General features: G+C 40.6%; 19 protein-coding genes and 2 tRNA genes. 9 read left to right on the forward strand and 12 right to left on the reverse strand.

The window, feature by feature from the left end; genetic code table 11:
* The first annotated feature begins 2 nt into the window (after positions 1–2).
* The 4 genes from BM375_RS03625 to BM375_RS03640 are packed head-to-tail and all read left to right on the forward strand — an operon-like array spanning position 3 to position 4,551.
* Positions 3–1,286 carry an efflux RND transporter periplasmic adaptor subunit gene (locus BM375_RS03625; protein ID WP_093363807.1) on the forward strand — a complete coding sequence of 428 codons (1,284 nt, stop codon included), beginning with the start codon at positions 3–5 and terminating at the stop codon, positions 1,284–1,286.
* Between the two features lie 13 nt (positions 1,287–1,299).
* Entirely contained in the window at positions 1,300–1,722 is a 423-nt protein-coding gene (locus tag BM375_RS03630) for a Fur family transcriptional regulator (RefSeq protein ID WP_013597180.1), read from the forward strand.
* Positions 1,723–1,769: 47 nt separating this feature from the next.
* Complete coding sequence (locus tag BM375_RS03635; protein ID WP_093363808.1) at positions 1,770–2,474, forward strand: transglutaminase-like domain-containing protein; 705 nt, start codon at positions 1,770–1,772, stop codon at positions 2,472–2,474.
* A 22-nt stretch (positions 2,475–2,496) separates the two neighbouring features.
* The gene (locus BM375_RS03640; protein ID WP_013597178.1) at positions 2,497–4,551 is read left to right on the forward strand and encodes a heavy metal translocating P-type ATPase; all 2,055 of its coding nucleotides are present in this window, start codon (positions 2,497–2,499) and stop codon (positions 4,549–4,551) included.
* A 126-nt stretch (positions 4,552–4,677) separates the two neighbouring features.
* On the opposite strand, the gene BM375_RS17140 is transcribed toward BM375_RS03640, so the two are convergent.
* On the reverse strand, positions 4,678–4,854 hold the full coding sequence (locus BM375_RS17140; RefSeq protein ID WP_170852579.1) for a hypothetical protein: 177 nt from the start codon (positions 4,852–4,854) through the stop codon (positions 4,678–4,680).
* A 36-nt stretch (positions 4,855–4,890) separates the two neighbouring features.
* Between BM375_RS17140 and BM375_RS03645 the strand changes: the two genes are divergently transcribed.
* On the forward strand, positions 4,891–5,712 hold the full coding sequence (locus BM375_RS03645; protein ID WP_093363809.1) for an RteC domain-containing protein: 822 nt from the start codon (positions 4,891–4,893) through the stop codon (positions 5,710–5,712).
* A 330-nt stretch (positions 5,713–6,042) separates the two neighbouring features.
* Here BM375_RS03645 and BM375_RS03650 read toward each other — a convergent pair whose 3' ends face one another.
* The 3 genes from BM375_RS03650 to BM375_RS03660 form a co-directional block, all read right to left on the reverse strand.
* On the reverse strand, positions 6,043–6,603 hold the full coding sequence (locus BM375_RS03650) for a DUF4256 domain-containing protein (protein WP_093363810.1): 561 nt from the start codon (positions 6,601–6,603) through the stop codon (positions 6,043–6,045).
* 53 nt (positions 6,604–6,656) lie between these two features.
* Positions 6,657–6,741: transfer RNA gene (locus tag BM375_RS03655), tRNA-Leu, on the reverse strand.
* Between the two features lie 5 nt (positions 6,742–6,746).
* Positions 6,747–6,819, reverse strand: a tRNA-Gly gene (locus BM375_RS03660).
* A 184-nt stretch (positions 6,820–7,003) separates the two neighbouring features.
* Here BM375_RS03660 and BM375_RS03665 point away from each other — a divergent pair.
* The 4 genes from BM375_RS03665 to trxA all read left to right on the forward strand — a co-directional run bounded on the left by BM375_RS03665 (position 7,004) and on the right by trxA (position 14,992).
* The gene (locus tag BM375_RS03665; protein ID WP_093363811.1) at positions 7,004–9,235 is read left to right on the forward strand and encodes a glucoamylase family protein; all 2,232 of its coding nucleotides are present in this window, start codon (positions 7,004–7,006) and stop codon (positions 9,233–9,235) included.
* A gap of 58 nt (positions 9,236–9,293) precedes the next feature.
* Positions 9,294–9,809, forward strand: a complete 516-nt coding sequence (locus BM375_RS03670; protein WP_093363812.1) for an outer membrane lipoprotein YfiB — start codon at positions 9,294–9,296, stop codon at positions 9,807–9,809.
* Between the two features lie 335 nt (positions 9,810–10,144).
* A complete protein-coding gene (gene dnaE, locus BM375_RS03675) occupies positions 10,145–14,569 on the forward strand; it encodes a DNA polymerase III subunit alpha (RefSeq protein WP_093363813.1) in 4,425 nt (1,474 codons plus the stop codon).
* Between the two features lie 105 nt (positions 14,570–14,674).
* Entirely contained in the window at positions 14,675–14,992 is a 318-nt protein-coding gene (gene trxA, locus BM375_RS03680) for a thioredoxin (RefSeq protein ID WP_093363814.1), read from the forward strand.
* 164 nt (positions 14,993–15,156) lie between these two features.
* On the opposite strand, the gene BM375_RS03685 is transcribed toward trxA, so the two are convergent.
* The 8 genes from BM375_RS03685 to BM375_RS03720 form a co-directional block, all read right to left on the reverse strand.
* Positions 15,157–15,717 (reverse strand): DUF4230 domain-containing protein, encoded by a 561-nt coding sequence (locus BM375_RS03685; protein WP_093363815.1) that lies wholly within the window; start codon positions 15,715–15,717, stop codon positions 15,157–15,159.
* A gap of 45 nt (positions 15,718–15,762) precedes the next feature.
* Positions 15,763–17,016 carry a hypothetical protein gene (locus BM375_RS03690; protein WP_093363816.1) on the reverse strand — a complete coding sequence of 418 codons (1,254 nt, stop codon included), beginning with the start codon at positions 17,014–17,016 and terminating at the stop codon, positions 15,763–15,765.
* A gap of 4 nt (positions 17,017–17,020) precedes the next feature.
* On the reverse strand, positions 17,021–19,042 hold the full coding sequence (locus tag BM375_RS03695; protein ID WP_093363817.1) for a hypothetical protein: 2,022 nt from the start codon (positions 19,040–19,042) through the stop codon (positions 17,021–17,023).
* Between the two features lie 2 nt (positions 19,043–19,044).
* Positions 19,045–19,761: a hypothetical protein gene (locus tag BM375_RS03700; RefSeq protein ID WP_244525805.1), complete on the reverse strand. Its 717-nt coding sequence runs from the start codon at positions 19,759–19,761 to the stop codon at positions 19,045–19,047.
* 82 nt (positions 19,762–19,843) lie between these two features.
* Positions 19,844–20,194 carry a DUF4870 domain-containing protein gene (locus BM375_RS03705; RefSeq protein WP_093363819.1) on the reverse strand — a complete coding sequence of 117 codons (351 nt, stop codon included), beginning with the start codon at positions 20,192–20,194 and terminating at the stop codon, positions 19,844–19,846.
* A gap of 40 nt (positions 20,195–20,234) precedes the next feature.
* On the reverse strand, positions 20,235–20,702 hold the full coding sequence (locus BM375_RS03710) for a hypothetical protein (protein ID WP_139227487.1): 468 nt from the start codon (positions 20,700–20,702) through the stop codon (positions 20,235–20,237).
* A gap of 147 nt (positions 20,703–20,849) precedes the next feature.
* Positions 20,850–21,479 carry a response regulator gene (locus BM375_RS03715; protein ID WP_093363821.1) on the reverse strand — a complete coding sequence of 210 codons (630 nt, stop codon included), beginning with the start codon at positions 21,477–21,479 and terminating at the stop codon, positions 20,850–20,852.
* Complete coding sequence (locus BM375_RS03720) at positions 21,476–23,725, reverse strand: ATP-binding protein (RefSeq protein WP_093363822.1); 2,250 nt, start codon at positions 23,723–23,725, stop codon at positions 21,476–21,478. Before BM375_RS03720 ends, BM375_RS03715 begins: the two co-directional genes overlap by 4 nt.
* Between the last annotated feature and the right edge of the window lie 9 nt (positions 23,726–23,734).

Below are 23,734 nucleotides of genomic sequence, written 5' to 3' on the forward strand. Positions count from 1 at the left end.
ATATGAAACGTATCATAAATAATATAGTTTTTAGCGTTCTTGTCCTCGTAGCATTCTTTGCTTTCAACGCCTGTACAAATAATCATAAAGAGGGCGATGGGCATAATCACGGAACGGAAGCAGAAACAACAACGGACGAACACGAAGAAGAAAATGTTGCCGTGCTGACCGATGAGCAGATGAAAGCCGTTGGTATCGAAATAGGGATGATTGAACAAAAACAATTATCCGCAACATTGAAAGCCAACGGAGGATTGAGAGTACCCAACAGCAACAAGGCAAATGCAACTTCAATGTTTGGTGGCGTTATCAAATCCCTCAATGTGGAGATAGGCGATTTTGTAAAGAAAGGTCAGGTCATCGGCACAATTTCCAATCCGCAATTCATACAGTTGCAGGAAGAATACCTAAGCATTAATAGCCGGATAGAATTTGCAGAGCAGGAAGTGGCAAGACAAAGAGAGCTGAACGAGGGAAATGCAGGTGCAAAGAAAAACCTGCAAAGTGCCACATCTGAATTGAACACGTTGAGAACACGAAAAGCATCGTTACAACAACAAATCCAAATGATGGGTATTAATCCGGCTTCCTTGTCAAATGCGAGCCTTAAAGCCTCGTTGGTCGTTACAAGCCCGATAAGTGGCACTATAAGTAACGTTTTTGCCAAAATCGGAAGCTATGTAGATGTGTCTTCGCCTATTGCCGAAATAATAGAGAACACAGCATTGCACTTGGATTTACAGGTTTATGAAAAGGATATTCCCCTTATCAAAATAGGTCAGAAAATAGATTTTGTCGTAACCAACAATCCCAATAAGACCTATTCTGCCGAAGTGTACAGTATTGGTTCATCTTTTAGCGGAGAGAGTAAGACCATTGCCGTTCACAGCAGAATTACAGGCGATAAAACAGGATTGATTGACGGAATGAGTATAACCGGAATGGTAAGTTTAGATGATGTATTAAGTACGGCTGTACCCAACGATGCTATTGTCAATGCAGACGGAAAGTATTACATCTTTTTGGTCAAGGAGCAGGAAGAAGAACCCCACGAGCATAAAGAGGGAGAAGCTCACGACCACGATGAAGAGGAGGCTCACGACCACGGTTCTGAAAAGGGAACTCGATTTGTAAGAATGGAAGTCATTAAAGGTGCTTCTCTATTAGGTTATACGGCAATTACACCTGTAAGTGAAATTCCTTACGGAACGCATATCGTGGTAAAAAGTGCATTTTTTGTGAATGCAAAAATGGATGATTCGGGAGAACACGCCCACGCTCACTAAAAAACATTGGATAATGAAAAAAAACATTGAACAGAAGCTGTTGTCAAAGAACACCAATCCGACCAGTATGCGGATATTGGTTTATGATTTCTTGGAGCAACAGCAAACAGCAATGTCCCTATCTGAAATCGAGAGCCATTTTTATAAAGCAGACAGGGTTACGATTTACAGGACTTTGAAAACTTTTGAAGAAAAAGGCATTGTACACAGTATTCAGGAGAACACTACGGTCAAGTATATTCTGTGCCACGATGGGTGTGATGAAAATACACACAAGGATTGGCACTTACATTTCTATTGTAAGATTTGTAAGCAGACAACCTGTAAGGAGGATTTTATAATACCGCAGAATGGAAGTCAGAATTACCGTATCGACGAACTAAAATTATTTGGTAAGGGAATTTGTGAAAACTGTTTAAAGGAGAGTTTGCAATAGCATTGCAGGCTCTCCCTGTGTAACTTTGTTATAAATATAAATGTGTTATGGACACCTATCTTAAAGAAACAAAAATCCTTGACTACTCCAATGCTTCCATACAAAAGCTATTGGAGCAGAGAGGGTGGGAAAACTTGGACACCGTTGCCAAAGTTCAAGCCATTTACAATTTTGTACGGGACGAAATAAAGTTTGGCTATAATGTTTCTGATTATATTTCCGCATCGCAGGTGCTGAATGACGGGTACGGACAATGCAACACAAAAGCCACTTTATTAATGGCTTTGTTAAGAGCAACAGATGTACCTAACCGTATTCACGGCTTTACCATTAACAAGGCATTGCAGAAAGGAGCTATTACAGGTATTTGGTACAGACTATCGCCTAAGAATATCTTGCATAGCTGGGTTGAAGTTTGGGTAAACGAGCAATGGTATTTTTTGGAGGGCGTGATTTTGGATAAACCGTACCTCACTAAATTACAGGAACAGAACAGTGATTGCAAGACCACTTTTTGCGGTTTCGGGGTTTATACCGATAATTTTGAGAACCCGCCGATTGAATGGAACCTCAATAATACATTTATTCAGGATAAAGGCATCAATCGGGACTTTGGCGTTTTTGATACACCCGATGCGTTTTATGCAAAACATCAACAAGAACTGAACGCTTTCAAGAAGTTTATTTTTCAGCATATCGTGAGGCATATAATGAATAATAATGTAGAAAGAATAAGAAATAAAAAAGTGTAACGAACCTAAAAAATTAAAGGCTATGATAAATACAGACAAAAATCACAAGCATACTTACGATGCACAAGGCAAAATGACTTGTTGCACACAGGAAGAAAAAATCTACACCAAAGCAGGTGCTAAGGAATTGGTAAAAGGGCATCACAAAAATGACGGGCATAATCACGACCACAGTGATGATGACGGACACGACCATTCGCATTCAGGAGATACTGACAATGTTTTCAAGATGTTTCTTCCCGCCATTATTTCCCTTGCGCTGTTGCTTGCAGGTATTGCAATGGATAATTGGTTTCCGCAGACGTGGTTTACCGATTGGGTACGGATTATTTGGTACGTGGTGGCTTATGCTCCTGTTGGACTGCCCGTACTCAAAGAAGCCGTTGAGAGTATTCGCAAAGGCGAGATTTTCTCGGAGTTCTTTTTGATGGGCATTGCAACTATCGGGGCATTTGCCATTGGCGAATATCCCGAGGGCGTTGCGGTAATGTTGTTCTATGCCGTTGGCGAAGTTTTTCAGACAATGGCTGTTTCGAGGGCAAAATCAAACATCAAATCTTTGCTTGACCAAAGACCCGATGAAGTAACCGTTTTAAAAAACAATGAACCGCAAACCGTAAAGGCAGAAACTGTTGCCGTTGGCGAAATTATACAGCTTAAACCGGGAGAAAAATTAGGCTTAGACGGAGAACTGTTGTCCGAAACGGCATCTTTCAATACATCGGCTTTAACAGGCGAAAGCAAACCAGATACAAAAAACAAAGGCGAAACCGTTTTGGCAGGGATGATAAATCTCAACACCGTATCGCAGGTAAAAGTTACGACCGCATACACCGACAGTAAGTTGAGCAAGATTTTAGAATTGGTGCAAAACGCCACTGCACAAAAAGCACCAACGGAATTATTTATCCGGAAATTTGCAAAAATCTATACGCCTATTGTAGTGCTGTTAGCCATAGCCATTTGCCTACTGCCTTATTTCTTTGTGGAAAATTATGAGTTTAGAGATTGGCTGTACAGGGCTTTGGTATTCCTGGTTATTTCCTGCCCTTGTGCGTTGGTTATTTCCATTCCCTTAGGTTATTTCGGTGGTATTGGTGCTGCGAGCAAAAATGGAATACTGTTCAAAGGAAGTAACTTTTTAGATGCTCTTTCCGATATTCAAAACGTAGTGATGGATAAGACAGGTACAATGACAGAGGGCGTTTTTAAGGTTCAGGATATCAACTTCAATCCCGAATTTGATAAAGCTGAAATTCTGGAATTAGTCAACATTTTGGAAAGCCATAGCACACACCCCGTAGCAACCGCTATTCACGAATACGTGGGGAGACCGAATAATGAAATTCGATTGGAAAATACGGAGGAAATCGCCGGACACGGTTTGAAATCAACGGTAAACGGTAAGGATTTATTGGTCGGGAATTTCAAACTGATGGGTAAGTTCGGCATATCATACGACTTAGACCCGAACAGCATCGTTTATACAACTATTGCCGTTGCATACGACAGCAAATTTGTTGGTTACATCACGATTGCCGACAGTATCAAAGAAGATGCACAAGAAACCATAACCCTATTGCATAAGCTCAATGTTAAAGCAACGATGCTTAGCGGAGATAAAAGTACCGTTGTGAAATATGTAGCGGAGCAGTTGGGGATAGACAATGCCTTTGGAGATTTATTGCCCGAAGACAAAGTAAACAGAGTTAAAGACATCAAAGCCAAAGGCGAAAGCGTTGCTTTTGTGGGCGATGGTGTAAACGATGCTCCTGTTGTGGCATTGAGCGACGTAGGTATCGCAATGGGTGGATTAGGGAGTGATGCCACTATCGAAACCGCAGATGTGGTCATACAGGACGATAAGCCAAGTAAAATACCTATGGCAATCAACATCGGTAAACAGACAAAGAAAATCGTTTGGCAAAATATCGGTTTGGCTTTCGGTGTAAAAGCTATTGTACTCGTACTTGGAGCAGGTGGATTGGCGACAATGTGGGAAGCTGTTTTTGCGGATGTTGGCGTAGCGTTATTGGCAATTTTAAATGCGGTAAGAATACAGCGAATGAAATTTTAAACCCCTTCAATTTATGAGTTTTGAAAAGGAAAAAGAAAATACGCAAAAAGAAATATATCCCCAATCGGCATATTTCTCAATCAAGAAAGCCTGTAAAAAGGGTAGAAAGATTGCATCACCGAATACTTAATTGGACAATGCTAATTTTCCTCTCTGCCATATTGATATTCCTAATTTTTGCTGTTGTCCGTCATATTTATCATCATTATATAGGTAATTTTCAGCACCATCAACACCAACATCATCATCATCGTTGAAATGACAGATGTTTTTGATGAGGGAACAGCGCTGTTGGCAATTCACTACTCATAGTGCGCTTAAACATTTCAAAATAATCGAATGAATAAATTTTACAACGAAACATTACATAGGTTAAAAACAACAGTCAACGAATTGGAGGTTGAAGCTGATTGCTCCATACAACGGATAGAAGCTGTTATACTTCTTATTGTAGAATGCCTATCCGAATTAAAGGAATATGTGCTAAAAACAGGGTTCAGCGATGAAGGCGAAGAAATCCGTTTTTTCAAACATCAGAAACCTACCATCGTTGCAAAGCTCATTTATTACAATGCTGTGTATAAGATTGAAGCCAAAAGACCTTATGGCGGAAAAGAAGTTTTGGAAGAATATTTCAATAAAGAATTATCAAAGCTCAAAAGGGTTTTTGATAACAATATGGCGTTTTACAGCTATTACAGAACCGACAGCACTTATCTTGACCACACCTATTTTGTTCGTGGCAAGCACAATGTTCAATTGAGTTTGGACACATTCTATTTTGAAACCGACCACAGTTTTTCCACTTCCCACGATTACAAAGTAGCAAAGATTATTGCCAATGATTTGATACAGGACTACCTCGAAGACCAACTATCAAAAACAGCCACAAGCGACAAACCGACAACCCTGCATTGGACAGGTAGCAAGACCGCTTTAACCGAATTGATTTATGCACTACATTCACAAGGCATATTCAATAACGCCAATGCAGATATTAAACCTATCGTCAAAGTCTTTGAAAGCACTTTTAATGTTGATTTGGGAGATTTCTATCACACGTTTTTAGAACTCAAATCCCGAAAAATGAACAGAACTAAATTCCTTGACAGCCTTAAAGAAAGCCTTATCAAAAAAATGGACGAGCAGGACGGTAGGTAGGGTTTGCTATATCTGTACAGCGTAAAAAGGGTTTAATAAAAGCCCTTTTTTCTTGTCCTGTTTTACCAAGTGTAATAATCGGATATTAAAATCCTTTGTATGGTTTTGAGAATAATAAATTTTGTATATTTGCTGTGAGCTAACGGAAACGTGTTGAAAAGCAAAGCAATAAGCACCGTTACCAAATCGTTACTTGACTATCTTTGATAACCCACATAAGAGCCTTGTATTCAACCGAAAAGGCTTTTTCCTGAAAACTTTAAAATAAAAAATACTGATAAATTTATAGCACAAGCACACCCATAAATCGTATTTTAACATCATTGCTTTTTAAACCCTTAACATCCCTCTAAAGCCCCTGACACCATAGTAAGACTCGGCTCCATTATGGTAAATAAAAACACGTCCGAAACGGTAATCACCAAATATAGCTCCACCGAGTTCCCGAACAGAATTAGGTGTGGTCAACCAGCTGGAAGTTTTAGTGTCAAACTTTCCTAACTTCTGTAAAGCGTGATATTGCTCCTCACTCAGTAGTTCGATTCCCATATCTTGAGCCATTTCCTGTGCATTATTCTTAGGTTTATGCTCCTTTCTGGATTCTAATGCAGCACGATCATAGCATAGGCTACGACGTCCCTTGGGGCTTTCTGCAACGCAGTCACAAAAGATATATTCGTCGTGTTCTTGGTCATAGCCTATCACATCCGGTTCGCCTTCCGTTTCCTCCATTTCATTTAAAGACCAAAGCTTTTTGGGATTATTTTCTATCCTTTGTTGCACATCTACCCATTCTATACCTTTGTGACGTTGCTTATTTTTTTCAAAGCGTTTTTGTAAAATTGCTAATAATGCATCTTTACGCTCTACTGGTAGTTCGAACTTTTTCATATGTAAATTTAATAAAAAAGCGCTTCTATTTAGTAAATAGAAGCGCTTTTTTGTACTCGGAGCGGGAATCGAACCCGCACTCCTTTAACGGGAACAGGATTTTAAGTCCTGCGTGTCTACCAGTTCCACCATCCGAGCAACTGAGCGAAAGACGAGATTCGAACTCGCGACCCCAACCTTGGCAAGGTTGTGCTCTACCAACTGAGCTACTTTCGCTTGACGTGGTGCAAATATAGAGAGAAATTGTCATTCTAAAAATTATTTCCCTATTTTTTAATGTGTCAATAGCTAACAGGCTAAAAATGTGCGTAATATTTTTCTTACTTAAAGCTTTCATCGCGTATTTAAGGGGAATTGGAGCAATATTTGCTTATTTTTGCCGCAAATCAATCATGCTATAATGAAGTTGTTTTTATATTTTTTACTGGGGATAGTCTATTTATTCTTGCAGCTTGGCAATTTAAAGGCCGACACTTATCCAGATGTTATTTTTGATAATAGCTTGGTAAGTGGTGTATATGCCAAGAGCGAAGTACGCTATGAAGGAGATTCTTGGGTAGAAAATCTGAATCGGCACTTATTAGTCTCGGACACTTTATTCTTTACACCAGGGAATGCACTATCCCTACAATATCGATCAGGGAAATCCGGAGATTGGCAGGCCGAGTTAAAATATAGTCGTCAGAAGTTGCATTATCAGTTGAATAATACAGACTTTTTAGTTTTAAAGATTTTTATCAAGAGTGAACACACGAGTAAAAAACAACTGCCTAAAATTGCTATTCGTCAACGAGACAATGAAAGTGAGTTCTTGGATTTAGCTTCTTTTATAGAAGATTTTGGCTACAGTACCTGGCTTAATGTCAAGATCCCTTTATCCAGATTTAAAAACTTAAATATGGAAGAGGCCGTGCGTGCTGTTCGTTTTTACCAAAATGAGAGCGATGGAAAAACACATCACATTTTTATCGATCAGGTCGAATTCTTATCTAAAAACTATTCGACGGCTACTTTATCGTCTGCGGCAATTTTGTCTTCAGCAGTAGCATACGATAAGCAGATACACTTGCAATGGCAATTGCCTTTGACACCTTCCATTCGTTATATCAAGATATACCGCTCAGAAGATAATACCAATTTTCAACCTGTTGACATCCGCCCAATAACTATGCAAGGATGTTTTACCTACGTCCCCGAGGTAAACAGGACATATTATTATAAGATAGCTTGGGTGGATTACAATTATGTCGAATCTCCATTCTCAGAAGTCAAAGAGGTGAGAACCCAACCTTTGGACAAGGATAAGTTACTGGATTTGGTACAGGCTGCGCATGTAAATTATTTTTTGGAGAACTATGATATCAATAGCGGCATGTACCTACCTTCCCGGGGAAAAGATAAAGCTGTTGTTTCTGTGAAAGAGAGCGGACATGCGGTGTTAAGCCTTATCGTTGGTGCAGAGCGCGGACTTATCCAAAGACAGGTGGTGTTGAATAGAATTTCACGTATGGTATTTTTTCTGCTGAAAGGTCAACATCGTTATGGATTTTTTCCTGCTTATTTTGATGGAAGGGCGGGTGTGCCCGATTATCGGGGTGGGGAAGCTTCTTATGACGTAGTAGCTACAACGACAATGATTGAAGCCCTTTTGGTGGCCCGTCAATATTTCTCAAACGAGAATGAGGCAGAAGCTGATTTACGCAATAGGATTACGCAGCTTTGGCAACAGGTGCAGTGGAATAAGGCGATTATGCTGAACACAGACGATGTGCTTGTTGAGCATATATCCGGAATAGATACGGCTTCCAATGCTTCTTTACAATATGCCACATTGGGTGGAGTCAATGAAACGATGAATGCTTATATTTTAGGTATGGCAGCTCCCAAATATAAACTTCCGCTTTCAGCTTATGAGAACGGCATTAAGAAGATACAATTCGATAGTTTGCACCTAGATCAACCTGTGGACTCCATCTATAGTGATACGCTGTCATGGTCACTAAACCCTTATGATTTTGTGCATAAGCAGTTACAGAAATCGCAGGAAGACACATTAATATCTGTATTACCTCTGCGGGGTTCTATTTTAAAGGACACGATTGTATACGGGGAGAAATTGCCTTTTGGGTGGGATAACCATAGTCTTTTAGAACTCTATAAACCATTTTTTACAATCAATCCTGTAAACCTTCGGGATAAGGAGGTTGATTACCTCAGCGCCATCAAGAATTACATCTTGGCGAGAAAACGTAAGGATAATGAAGTCGGTGTTGGTTCGACACATTCCGATATCTGGGGTTTCTACCAATTCCGGGATAGCATTGGCGGTTTTAGGGTTAATCCGGCGATAGCTCCAGCAGCCATGTTTGCACTTAGAGATGTAGGGGAGAGATCCATTGATGCTTTGTATCAGCATTACGGGAATAGACTGTTTACAGAATACGGCTTTAGAGCCTGGCTAGATTTGCGTAATGATGATGTTTCTGATGAATATTTTGCAGGTAACCAAGCTGCTGTCTCTATCTTATTGGAAAACGCCAGAAGTGGTTTAATATGGAGATTATATAGCGAAATTCCCGAAATCAAAGAAGTTATGGAACAGCTCTTTGACGAACATGAAAAAAAGAATTAGTTCCTTGATTTAAAATTGTACATTTTACTATCTTTACAAAATAACAAATCCCAATTGCATGAAACGAATAGGTACATTTTTAGTGTTAATTTCAAGTGTTTTAGGTGTGATGTCCTGTAAGCAACAGGCGATCATGGTGAATCCAGGGGCCGTGGTTTCCAAGGACGGTACAGATGACGGACTAAAAAACGTGAAAAGTGAATTTGAAAATGCCGCACGTACGGACGAAGGTATAAAATTTACACTTTCTTCCGATCTTTTGTTCCCGACAAACTCATCCTATCTGACTGATAAAGCTAAAGTTGAACTGGATAAATTAAGTAAGTTGTTGAAAAATGATGTTTCCAAAAAGATCAGAGTAGATGGACATACTGATGCTACAGGAGAAGCTGGTTACAACCAATGGTTGTCGGAAAAACGTGCTGCTTCAGTCGAAAAATTTTTGGTTGATGCCGGTATTCCTGCCTCGCGTATATCGACCCAAGGTCTTGGACAAACAAAACCTGTTGCCGATAACAAAACACCTGAAGGACGTCAGAAAAATAGACGGGTTGAGGTCGTGATTTTGAATTAGGAATAAGGAAAAAAGATAAAGGAATATTCCCTTTTATAGCTAAAAGTGCAACCTGTATAGGTTGCACTTTTTTATTCTAAAGTTTTCTATTTAAACCTATAAGGTTTTTCTTGATACGGAGGTGTTCGTGAAACCCTATTTTTCTTATGGATATATAACCAAACCTTATAGGTTTTTATTTTAAAGTTACTGATGAAACGTAAGTAAGACTTCCGAAGTTTTCCAAAACTTCGGAAGTCTGCTTTGTTTTTTAAGGACGTGCATAGATTATGTCAATCTGTGGAAAACTGACATTGATATTTTGTTAACTTTGTTTGACGAGAAAAGGATTTTGCATGTATATAATTTTTGATACAGAAACAACAGGTTTACCCAAACGTTGGGATGCGCCGATAACCGATACAGACAATTGGCCAAGATGTATTCAGATTGCTTGGCAATTGCATGATGAAATGGGCCGGTTGTTGGAGCATCAGGATTACCTGATTAAACCTGATGGTTTCAACATTCCGTACGACTCCGAAAAAATCCACGGTATCTCAACAGAGCTTGCCGAGCAGGAAGGTGTGCCTCTGCCTGAGGTATTGACCAAGTTTAATGAGGCATTAGCCAAAGCAAAATTCGTGGTAGGTCAGAATATCGGTTTCGACCTCAATATTATGGGGTGTGAATTTTATCGGTATGGCGTTGATTCGACTATGGCTTCCATGCCGGTGTTGGATACCTGTACTGAAGTTACTGCAGAGCTTTTACAACTTCCTGGTGGTCGTGGAGGTCGTTATAAGTTACCGAACTTAACGGAGCTGCACTCGTATCTATTTGGTGTTCCGTTTGCGGAAGCCCACAATGCGACTGCCGACGTAGAAGCAACAACACGATGTTTCTTCGAATTGGTGCGTCGTGAGGTCTTTTCTCCAGAAGAGCTACAAGTCGATACGGGCTATTTCGTGGATTTTCGACAGGAAAACTCGGATATAATACCGTCCGTTGGTCTTACGCATATCAATCTAAAGGCGGCTTCCGATAAAATTCGTGCTAAACAAGCCTCTGATACGACTCACGTGGAGGTGGACGAAGCACAACTTGAAGCATTGGACGAAGCCGAGTTTGTGCATCTACATAACCATTCCCAGTTTTCCGTTCTTCAATCGACCATTGCTGTAGGTTCCTTGGTAGATGCTGCTGCTAAAAATAACATGGTAGCGGTGGCATTGACTGACCATGGCAATATGATGGGCGCTTTCCATTTTGTAAATAAAGCGTTAACTCATAACAAAGAAATTGAAGCCAAAAATGCCGAAGCACTTGAAAATGGCGAAGCCCCTGTCGGACGACCTGTAAAACCAATTGTAGGCTGTGAGTTTTACATATGTGAAAATCATAAAGATAAAAGCAGAAAGGACAACGGCTATCAGATTGTGTTTTTAGCGAAGAATAAAGAAGGTTATCATAATTTGGCGAAAATGGCTTCCATAGCTTATACGGAAGGCTTCTATTATGTGCCGAGAATTGATAAATCGGTCGTTGAACAATTTAAAGAAAACCTGATAGTGCTTTCTGGCAATCTGCAAGGAGAAGTGCCGAGTAAAGTACTTAACATTGGTGAAGCTCAAGCAGAGGAGGCTTTGGTCTGGTGGAAAGAAGTCTTTGCTGATGATTTTTATATAGAATTGATGCGGCATGGTCAGGAAGATGAAGACCGTGTTAACGCGACTTTAATTCAACTGGCGAAAAAACATGATGTAAAGCTTATTGCAACAAATAATACCTATTACGTACAAAAGCAAGATGCACACGCGCACGATATCCTACTGTGTGTAAAAGATGGTGAAAAATTGTCCACACCAAAGGGGCGGGGGCGTGGCTTCCGTTTTGGCTTACCTAATCAGGAATATTATTTTAAATCGGCAGCCGAAATGAAAAAAGCCTTTGCTGATATTCCAGAGGCTATTGTCAACATACAAGAAATACTAGATAAGGTCGAAATATACTCTTTGAATAGAGATGTTTTGCTGCCTAAGTTCGAAATTCCAGAGGAGTTTCAGCACGCTGAGGACGACGCTGACGGTGGTAAGCGAGGAGAAAACGCTTATTTGAAATATCTAACCTACCGAGGAGCAGAGAAACGTTATCCGGAGATTACAGAAGAAATACGCGAGCGTTTGGATTTTGAATTGGCAACAATCGAACGTACAGGATATCCGGGATACTTTCTTATTGTACAGGATTTTATCGCTGCAGCGCGGGATATGGGCGTTTCCGTTGGGCCTGGACGGGGGTCCGCAGCTGGATCGGCTGTAGCCTATTGTTTGGGGATTACCAACATAGACCCGATTGCTTACGATTTGCTATTTGAGCGCTTTCTTAACCCAGACCGCGTTTCTATGCCCGATATCGATATTGACTTCGATGATGAAGGTCGTGGTCGTGTTATGCAATACGTTATTGATAAATACGGCGCATCACAGGTCGCACAAATTATCACTTACGGTACTATGGCTGCGAAGTCTTCCATTAAGGATACTGCACGCGTGTTGGATTTGCCGTTGCATGAAGCGAATGAGATCGCAAAGCTGATTCCCAATCTGAAGTTGAGCAAGATATTCAATATGGACGAGAAATCGCTTAAAGAAGCTTTACGTTCAGATGAGTTGGAAGCAGTCAATCGCTTGAAATCATTGGCGGATGGTGCTGGGCTAGAAGCCGAAACGATCAAGCAGGCACGGGTATTGGAAGGTTCAATGCGAAATACCGGGATTCACGCCTGTGGTGTGATTATCACACCCGATGATATTACCAATTTTGTTCCAGTATCGTTGGCGAAGGATTCTGATTTATATGTCACACAGTTTGACAACTCTGTGGTAGAAAGCGCAGGCTTGCTGAAGATGGACTTTTTGGGACTGAAAACCTTAACGTTGATTAAGGACACGGTAGCCAATGTGAAGTTGCGCCATGGAATCGAGTTGGATCCAGATAATTTTCCGATAGATGATGAGCTGACCTACGAACTGTTCCAACGTGGTGAAACCATAGGGGTGTTCCAGTACGAGTCGCCCGGCATGCAGAAATACATGAAGGAGCTGAAACCAACCGTCTTTGCGGATTTGATTGCGATGAATGCCCTATATCGTCCAGGACCGATGGATTATATACCTTCATTTGTCAAGCGTAAGCATGGTATAGAACCCATTACTTACGATTTGGATGCCTGCGAGGAGTATCTGAAAGAAACGTACGGTATCACAGTTTACCAAGAGCAGGTGATGCTTTTGTCTCAGAAATTAGCGGGTTTCTCCAAGGGTGATGCCGACGTACTTCGTAAGGCCATGGGTAAGAAACAGAAAGCAGTATTGGATAAGATGAAACCTAAATTCGTCAACCAAGCAGCTGAAAATGGACATGACCCGAAAGTTTTGGAAAAGATCTGGACGGACTGGGAAGCGTTTGCATCCTATGCCTTCAACAAATCCCACTCCACCTGCTATGCTTGGGTAGCTTACCAAACGGCGTATCTGAAAGCCCATTATCCGGCGGAATATATGGCCGCAGTATTATCCAACAACATGAATGATATTAAGCAGGTGACATTCTTTATGGAAGAATGTCGGCGGATGGGATTGGAGGTGCTCGGGCCTGATGTGAACGAGTCACACTACAAGTTTACGGTAAACGACAGGGGAGCGATTCGTTTTGGTATGGGAGCTGTTAAAGGTGTAGGAGCTGGGGCTGTGGATACGATCGTGCAAACACGTATATCGGGAGGACCCTATAAGTCTGTGTTTGATTTGTCCAAACGTATAGATTTGCGTGCTGCTAACAAGAAAGCCTTTGAAAGCTTGGCGTATGCAGGTGGTTTTGATAGTTTTACCACTACGCACCGTGCACAATATTTCCATGTCGATGGGGATAGTTCCACGGGTTTGGAAAAGGCTATTAAATACGGACACCGTGTAAAAGAAAATGAAAATTCTGCCCAGGCCAGCTTGTTCGGCGGATCTGCAGCTACCGAATTACCGGAACCGGTGTTAGCTCCTTGTCCACAATGGGGGCTTATCGAAAAATTGAAATACGAAAAGGATGTTATCGGTATTTATCTGACAAGCCATCCGCTCGATAATTATAAATTTGAGATTAAGCATTTCTGTTCCAATAGAGTAAGTGATTTGCAGCTGATTAATAAGATGAAAGCTAGTGAAATCGAAGAGGAAACACTTTTGGAGTTCAACCGCATAAAAAATAAGGAAGTGGTAATGGGGGGAATCATTGCCTCGGCAAACCACCGTATAGCTAAGTCAGGAAAGCCTTTTGGATCGTTCATCATTGAAGATTATAGCGATTCCTTTGAGATTATGGTTTTCGGTGAGGATTATGTGAAATTCAAAGGCTATTTACAGGAGGGTTTCTTTGTACAGATTCGGGGATTGGTGCAGGAAAGGTTTAAACAGGTCGGCAATTGGGGATTTGAGCTGAAAAACATCCAGCTTTTATCCGATTTACGTGACAAGATGGCCAAATCCTTCACCATACAGCTTCCATTGCACCTGATTGATGATACTTTCGTCTATAAAGTCCATCATTTGGTGGAGGCTACAAAAGCGGAAGGACAAGAAGCGAACTGTCAGTTGAAATTCAAAATTTTGGATATTCAAGATGAATTAGCGATAGAAATGCCTGCCAAATCCATACGTATCAACCTGACTAATGAGTTTCTAGACGGTTTAGAGCAGTTTGAAGGCGTGAATTATAGATTAAATTGATAGGCTATAAAAATTAGTGAACAAAGGGAGACGATAATATATCGGCAAATAGCTATCTTTGTTCAAGAGTTAAGAGAAAATTACGTTATTTAAAAATTAAACATCATGGCATTAGAAATTACTGATAGCAATTTTGAAGAAGTTGTTCTAAAATCAGATAAACCCGTTTTAGTGGATTTTTGGGCAGAATGGTGTGGTCCATGTCGTATGGTGGGTCCTGTTGTGGACGAAATCGCTAACGAATATGATGGTCAAGCTGTCGTTGGTAAAGTGAATGTGGATAACAACCCGGATATTTCCGTGAAATACGGTATTCGGAATATCCCTGCTTTATTATTCTTTAAAAACGGAGAAATCGTGGACAAGCAAATCGGTGCTGTTCCGAAGTCTGTATTGGTAGAGAAATTGACAAAGCAATTGTAGTTGCTGAGAATAAAACAAAGCTAAAAGGGACGGTGTCACAAAATACAAGCATCACCGTCATTGCGAGGAACGAAGCAATCTGGTGATTTCAAAACGCAGATTGCTTCGTCATTTTTCCTCGCAATGACGCGTTTTGAGGCTGTAACATGATACCGTCCCTTTTTTTATTCAAAGTTTAGCGTCACTTTTGTGAAGCCCAAACCTTCTAAGAATGGTTTTAGCACATGCAAGGCGTTTGCCTCTGTTTGTTTCATAATATCCGATTTTTTCACCTGTCTGGAAATCTCCTGTTCAGCACTGCGAAAAGCCTCACCGACCAGTTTCCCTTCACGGAAAAAAGCCATTTTTGTGTCGTAAACCTTCGAAGCCTCGTGGTCAATTTTTACATAGCAGATCTCCGATCGAGGTAAAGTAATCGAAACCGAATCATGCTGTGTATAGATATGCTCCTTTTTTATCTTGGTGAGGTCTATACAACCGACGGCGTCAGCCTTGATAATCAACAATACAGAAGCATCAGGCAAATAGGTATTGACATTCTTATGTTCGACTACGTCACTGAACCGATATTTCACCAACTCCAATTTACCCATGGACTCGATCCTTTCGAGCAATACTTGATGATTCGTCTCAACCCCTTCTTTAGGTTCCATCTTCTTCCAGACGAACCATCCTAATCCCGCCACGATGGCTACAATCAGTATGAATTTTAAAAAATTGTTCATGTAAGCTATGACACAAAATATAGACCAAGTTTTAACGGTTTATTGTCATTTTTCAGACAGGACTTTACCACGGATATGCAGTGTCTTCTCGCTTGAAGGTTGACCTTGTAGACTAATAACCATTTTTTTCTGTTGCAAAGCCACGAAGGGGCCGAATGTCCATGCCTTTGGCCATTGTTGAAAATCTGCTCGAAAGAAGAAAGGCGTATTACTTTCTCTTAAAACGAGATCTTCCGATATTTCCTCTTGGGTGGATAGAATTATTCCTTGGTCAATGGTCTTTGGATAAAAAGTATAGAAGAACTGAAAGGGTGAATGTATAGCCTCTCCACTTGACGCGGTCGTAAATAGGCGGATTACAGGAACTTCTTTTTCAATGATTTCCCTTTTCTCTATGGTATTGAAATCTGCATCGTAGTCATATGTTATCGCAGTATCCAGTTGTGTAGTCGATTTTTTTTCGACAACGAAATCCATATAATCCACGGTATGTATTCCTAGTTCACGCAAAGGACGAATAAGATGACTAAGGAGCGTACTATCGGTCATGGCGATAGCATTCCAACAGACCAACGCATGTTTCGCCGTGTCGATTTGACGGACTTGAAAACGGGGCGGGAGTGGATTGGAAACTTCCCACTCTCCGTCCAGCAGAATCTCATTGCCCTGAATATTCGCAGTAATGTATTTGTCTGCATTATCCGATGTATAGACAAGATCATGATCCCAAAGCACTTTTTCTATACCACGGAAATACCGTATCGGTCTGCGATTGCCTTTGTCTGCTAGCATATTCAATAAAAGCGAGCTGTCAGGTATGCTGTTGTTGCTAAACTGCCATAAGACTTGCTCTTTATTGTATGCTAAAGCAATGTGACTATTGAGCTTTATGAAAGCCCCTGAAGCAGTAGAACTATCCTCCGAATCTTTATCAACTCTATGTTGCATATAACTCTCCCAAGCAGATAAATCTTTGATTTTGCTAAATGCATACCAAGTACCGCTTTGCTCTGTCAAAGCAAAAAAGAACAATTTTGGTGGGATGGCGAGACCGCTCTTTGTGGCAAGCTCTTTAAGTTGGTCAGCACTGGAACTCGTATCATCTTCATTTGTCAAAAGTGTTCTAATCTCATCAGTATTCTTGAGCATGATATTATCCAGCGCCAGAATAAGGATGGCCTTGCTATCGCGATGAACTTCCTGTTTAACAATGGAATTCCGGTGTAAGTAATGAATCAACCATCCACCCAGAAAAATAATAAATAGGATGATAACAATAATATAGAAGACCTTTTTCATGCGATTATCTGTTTTCTGACTCCTCAGCTTGCTCTTTTATCTGTTTTAGCAAATAGCCTAAGGCATTCTTTTCTTCCTGTGGAAAATCCAGGGAAAGCTCCCCCGATATTCTACCTTTACGGATACCCTGCATTTTTGCCTGCATATCGCCATATTTTCCCAGATTTTGTACGGTACGGTTCCAAGACTTGATGATGGGAACTTCTAAACTCCTCAATACTTCTGGTATACGTTGTGTGTGTACAACAAGGGATGCTGTATTTGCAAAAAGCTCTTTTTTTAGTTTGCTATCTCCGGACGAACGGAAATTGTTATCGCGAATAGACGCTATCTGAGGTAGATTGTTGCCGACAAAAACCATGTCATCCTTGAAATAGATGTATACACTATCTGTATTTCGCGCTGCTTCAAGTTTATAAATATCTCCGATGAATGTACATTCGCCCTTGCGCACTCCGTAATTCAAGATTTGTTTGAAAAGACGCTGATCTTCCGACGTAAACATCCAAAGGAAGTTAGGAACCTGTTCTTCTTTCGTTTTGGTCACAACCTTATAGTCATAATTTTCATCATATTCATAATCGGTATATTCCCGCGTAACTTTCTGCACATCATTGACAAATAAGACGTGGTCACCACGCATAACTTTGGAAATAGCTTTCTCGTCAAATGTAATTTCGATACTGGTCATAAGAATATCCATCACATCAAGGATACCGTAAGACATACCGCCGTACCAACGATTCATCATATTGGGCAATTGCTTAATAAAAGCTTCCGTATTGACATTTAGCGTCATATAACCCAAGTGGTTCTCTGGGACATAATTTGTGAATTTACGGTTGTATTTACTGCTGTATACACTTTTCAGCATGTTTTCGACCTCCTTATCCAAACCAATACTGCTGCTTAGTTTAAGTGTATGTCCATCTTGTACAAAATCAAAAATTGCATCTTGATAACCGTAATTGAGATTGCTTAATGCAAACCCGTAGCTACTGGTAAAAGCATCTAAGGGAAGAAAGCTTTTATAGACATCATCCAGATCTTTAATCCATACACGGGTAAGGATTGTATTTTTGCCTTTTAGTTGGATTTGTTTGTTTTTAGATAGATTTTGAGCCGGTAGAAGGTAGCTGTCAAAATCCCGAAGCAACCATTGTTGGAACAAGCTATCCTGAATGGCTTTATTGTACGCAATTCTATCTTGTTCAGCTTGATACGTTGAGTCTGAATAGGCACTATCATACGTGCTTTCCCAATCGTAGTTAAAATCGGAATCATAATCAGCACTGTCCACTTCCATATCAAAATCATAGCCTTCCCAATAGGTGTCCACGGAATCGCGCAGGGTATCTTGGTAAAACTCCTCAGCTGCATCAACGGCACTCTCTACCATAGCAACGCTATCCGCAATCCCTTCAATATAATCAGCAGTCGCGTAATCCTCATAAGCATAAGCATCTGTTTCAGTCCATGGATAGGCTGCATCGACTTCATAAGCACTTAACTGTATGCCATAACGTTCGGCAATAGCGCTGTTTTTAAAGTAGAAGGTGTTGATGTCGCCAAAGAACAGAAAAAGCATATTGTCATTCCATGCACCAAGCATTTTATTGTCGCTGGATATTCTGCGCTGATAGCCTTGGGAAGGGGAGAGATCAGTCCATTTACGCATTATTTGCTGCGTTATTTGATGGTCTTTGCGTAAAGGAAGAATGACACCAATATAATGGACACTGTCACTGCTGCTTTTATAGATATAGGCGTTCCGGCTATAATCTATATCGATCTCGCGAATGTCCTTTATATCTATTTCTCTGTCCGCATTCATACTGGAAAAAACATCTAAATGCTGCAACATTTCATTGACATCTTCGAATGTGCTGTGTTTAAAGATAGCCGGGTTATTAAAGCTCACAACCAGATCAGCATTGGCTGGAATTCGGGTTATCAGATCTTGACCAAAGCTTAAAAGGCCTGTAAACAAGCTTATGGACAATAGAATATAATATTTGAGTTGCATAGTTATTTTGTTAACGTAATTTGATTGGAAAGATTGGCTTTGCCTGTAATGAGATCGGTTGCCTTGACTTTAAGGAAAACAGCTTTGCGGTTACTGGCAATCTTTGCTTCCTGATGACTGCTCGACTTCACTGGACTATTGAAACGGACAATATTGGTGTAATAAGCCTCATCGAAAATTTTTCTATCCTCGGCAGAGAGTTTTGAAAACTCCTTGCCAATGCTTGGCATATAAGTATAATTTCGTTTAAAGGACTGCGTATTATTATTAAATTCATAGCTATTGTAGCTGGTGATCTGGCTATTGAATTGTTTAGATAAAGTTTTGGTAAAGTCATTCAACGCATTGATGGATTGGAAGTCGCAGGAAATCGTAGCAATGTAATTATTGAAGTCCAGATTATATTGCACGTTACTAATTCCTGTTGTATTCCGCAAAAGCTTAACGGCGGTTTCCATTTCTTTTTTGATGGTCGCTTCGGATGGAATATTGATGCCGTTCACGCTTTTTAGCTTCATTAATGAAGCTACTTTTGAACGACTTTTGCTCATGTTCAAAGTTGCCTTTATGGCGCCAGAGCCATCTGTTTTCATATCGACCTGCTCGACCAAGTCAAAACAGCTGCTCAGCGCCATGCAACTCAGCACGGCACAGAACAGTAATATGTATTTTTTCCAGAATTTCACTCTTGAAATGGGGTGTTGTCTTTGTCTTGTCATATCTACGGTGCAAAGGCTTGTGAACCTTTCGTGTATCAATATAAATGCCATCTTTTGCAAAATACGACTTTCTGTCCAAAGGTTATAGACTTTTGAAGGTCTCCTGTATCTTTTCACCAACAAGAGGAACTGGTTTTGTGCTACCATTTAGGGCACTCATAATTCCCATTACGAGGAAAGCGATAAAAATCACAAACGTTACGATACCGATAATCCAACCGATAAAAGGTATAAAATTGAGTAATCCGCTGACAAATGACAAAATGGTCAGCCCTACGCTCTGGCGGATATGAAACTGTGCAAAAGCATTGTTTTTATCTTTGTTCATGACAAAGGCTGCAATAAGACCGATTATAGTCAGATAGGAGATAATGGCGATTGTCTTTCCTTCTTCGATGTTGTTTGTAGGAGTTAAGTTTTCTGATGTCTTCATGTTCGTTAAAATTTAATGTTTATTATAATAAAATGATAGATTACTTGGGATAGGATGCTTCAATGCGATTTGCCAGATCGTTGAATATCTGCGTCATCTGTTGATGTGTATAGTTTACCTGCTTTTGTGCAAGATCTTTGTCTTTTTTATTTGCATGGGTATGTAACAAAGTTGGATATGCATTCTTCACTAATTGTTGGTAATCTTTGAGTGTCTCGACAATATTTGCTTTAGATTCCTGATACAATGGATTCAGGGCCAATGCTTTGATGGTTTTAATATCTTCATGAAGGGTATCCTGCCATTTGTCGAGCAATATTTGTGCACTATCGTGTTGCGCGGACTTTATTGTTTCTTCTAAGAGGCTGATTTGTTGTTCGTTCTTACTGATAATAGCAATCAGTAGCGTAGGGTCATTTCTCTCGTTTTTGTCTGTTTGACAAGAAGTGGCAAAAATCAACCCACCAAGGTATATCATGTGTAGTGCTTTTTTTATCACGTTTAGCATAGTACAAAGCTACGGGATAAAGGAGAGCTAGGCTATCCCCGAAAACAGGGGATTTTTTACTTCTTTGACTACTGAACACGTAAGACTTCCGAAGTTTAACTTCGTTGAGGGCTTCGCCGTTTGGAAACTTCGGAAGTCTTCTTTGTTTTACGCTCGGATTAAGCCATATTCGATGGCTAATTTGATAGCCGAACTTAGGTTTGCCGATTGAAACTTTTCAATAAGGTTTTTACGATGACTCTCTACAGTATGGGGACTGATAAATAGCTTTTCGGCAATCTGTCCTGTGGTCAAACCTTTTGACGCTTCGATCAAAACTTCTTTTTCTCTTCGCGTAAGTTTAGGTACGTTGTTCAATTTGTCTGACGTTTTTTTGCTGATTACCTGTTGGGTCTGCTTACAGAGAAACACCTTTCCTTGCAATACGGTATCTATGCCTGCTATAATCTCTTCAACCGAGGCATTTTTTTGGATATAGCCTTGTGCGCCTTCTTGGCGTACACTGTTGATGACGGCGTATTCATTATGCACACTCAATACGATGATATGCATGTTTGGGTATTGTTTTTTTAAGGGCTTAATAAGTTCTATGCTATTGGCATCTGGGAGGTTAATGTCTAACAGAAGGACATCGACAGCGGTATCTTGTAGTGCTTGACACATGGCTTCTGCTGTGGCATAACAGCCTACGACTTGGTGTTCGGGAATATTGGATAAAATATTCTTGAGTCCTTCAACGAGAAGGGGATGGTCATCGGTAAGTGCTATTTTTATCATTTTGTTTTTTGTTTTGGGAATCGTATCTCCATACTGGTACCCAGTCCGGGTTCGGAATGAATATGGAGATCCCCTTTTAGAAAATCAATGCGGGACTGTATATTGTGCAGACCGGCTGACTTCTGTAATTGTTTATCTTTCGGGTTAAATCCCTTTCCGTCATCTTCTACGGTTAGGGTATATTCCTGTTCTTCTTCTGCCATCTGTACGATAATCTGGGAGGCTTCGGCATGCTTGATGGCATTGTTCACCAGTTCTTGTATAATCCGATAGATGAGCAACTGTTCTTCGGAAGGCAATGGATGATGGTAATGCAAAAATTGTACATCGACCTCTAGACGTTCATTTGACATGCGTGATGCGTAGTCCTGTAAAGCTTCTTCAAGCCCGTATTTATAAAGTAGATCTGGCATCAGGTTATGGGCTACTCGACGGAGCTCATCTACGGCCATATCAACTTGTTCGATTGATTGGGACATTTCTTGTTTTGCCGATTGGTTTACTTTCTCATGCAGGTGAGATAGTCGCATTTTGGTGCCTGAAAGCAGTCCTCCTAATCCATCGTGCAGATCACGTGCTAAACGCCCGCGTTCTTGTTCTTGTCCTTCAAGCAAGGCTGTTAATGTTGATATTTTGGAGTTTTGTTTTTCTTGCTCCATGGCTAATTGATGCAGTACCTGTTGTTGTTGCATTCGTTTAGCACGTTGTTTATATGCATATAATAGGAGCAGAAGCATGATCGCGAAAACAAGGATTAGGATAATATAATATCCATTGATCTTTTCTTTGTAATTGAGTTCTTTCTGATAGTTAAGGATGTCTTGCGCGCGATTCTGGGTTTCCAGCCGTGATAATTTTAATTCCTGCGCTCGTTTTTCGGATTCCAACTGGGTTAGTTCGAGTTGTTTTCGTTGATTTTCTTCATGTAGCTTGAGGTTTTCAAGTTCCTGTTGCTGCTGTATGCCTAGTGAACGCATCAGGCTGAGCTGCTGTTCTTTTTTATCAGCTTCTAACTGCATGGTTTTCAGTTGCTGTTGCTGTCGTTCTTTTTCAAATTGTGATTCCAGACGCTTGCCTAAGTCCAGTTTTTCCTGATCATAAATTACGGAAAACAGGTGCATATACTCTTTATAGTATCGAATGGCTTCTCCTAGGTTATTTTCAGCTTCGGCAATTCGGGCAAGGCTTTCGTATATGTTCATCTGGATACGAGGGTCTGAGACGGACTCCTTATTGATCTCGACCAATGCGGCTAAGAGGTAGGCTTTGGCTTGTGCAAGATCTTGTTTTTCCAAAGCCATTTCGGACATGATGCCATAGGCGGTGGCAACGTGGCTATATTGTTCCGTTTCCAGTCCTTGTTTTTTTGCCAGTTCGGCGTAGTATTGTACTTTATCTCTATAGTTTTCCGGATAGAAACGGAAATATAGATTGGCTAAGTTACTGGCTACATAAGAAAGGTTGGAAGGAATGGGCATCCGTTGTTTATTCTTATTGTAAGTATCGATTGCCTGCAAATAGTACTTTTCAGACATGGCCCTCGAATCGATCTGTTGTTGGTCGTGGAGATAGTGCTGCTCATGCAGATAGCCCATCAACATGTATGCGTCAAAGATCGCGAGAGGGTCGTTTTGCCGTATGGCCAAGTCCAAAGAGAGCTTACTGTATTTTTCCTGTAATTCGTAGTCGTCCCAGTTGGCGTAAATGGATGTCAGTTCTTTGTAGACCGATGATTTGCGGGCAAACAGCGTAGGGGAGTTGGGTGAGCTATCATAGAGATCAATTGCACGCAGAAAACTGCGAACAGCCTCGGCTTCATTGGAATTTCGAACCTGCAACCAACCTTCGGCATACGTCACGTAGCCTTTTATCTCTTGACTCTGAGATTTTAATGTGTATTGCCTGGCATGGGCCATATTTTGCTGTGAAGCCGTGATCTCGTCATTGATACGGTTATTCATGGCTTTGATGGCATAAAGATAGGCTGCATATTGACCATCTTTTTCCTGCTGTGCCCTTAGGATATTTTCGTTGAGAATCTGGGAGGCTTTTTCCTGCTGTTGATTGAAAAATAAAGCTTGTACATATTTCCCTGCTACCCAAAAGCGTTCGGTATCCTTGGCAGATAAACGGTTATATTGCTGCTGTAGGTTATACAATACTTCTTGGGCATACGATGTTGGCAAACAAAGTGAAAACCAGAGCACACTGAGCAAGAGATATTTTATAAAACCTTTATTTTTCATGGAAACTTC

The sequence above is a fragment of the Sphingobacterium wenxiniae genome, from assembly GCF_900116225.1.
Lineage (GTDB): Bacteria > Bacteroidota > Bacteroidia > Sphingobacteriales > Sphingobacteriaceae > Sphingobacterium > Sphingobacterium wenxiniae.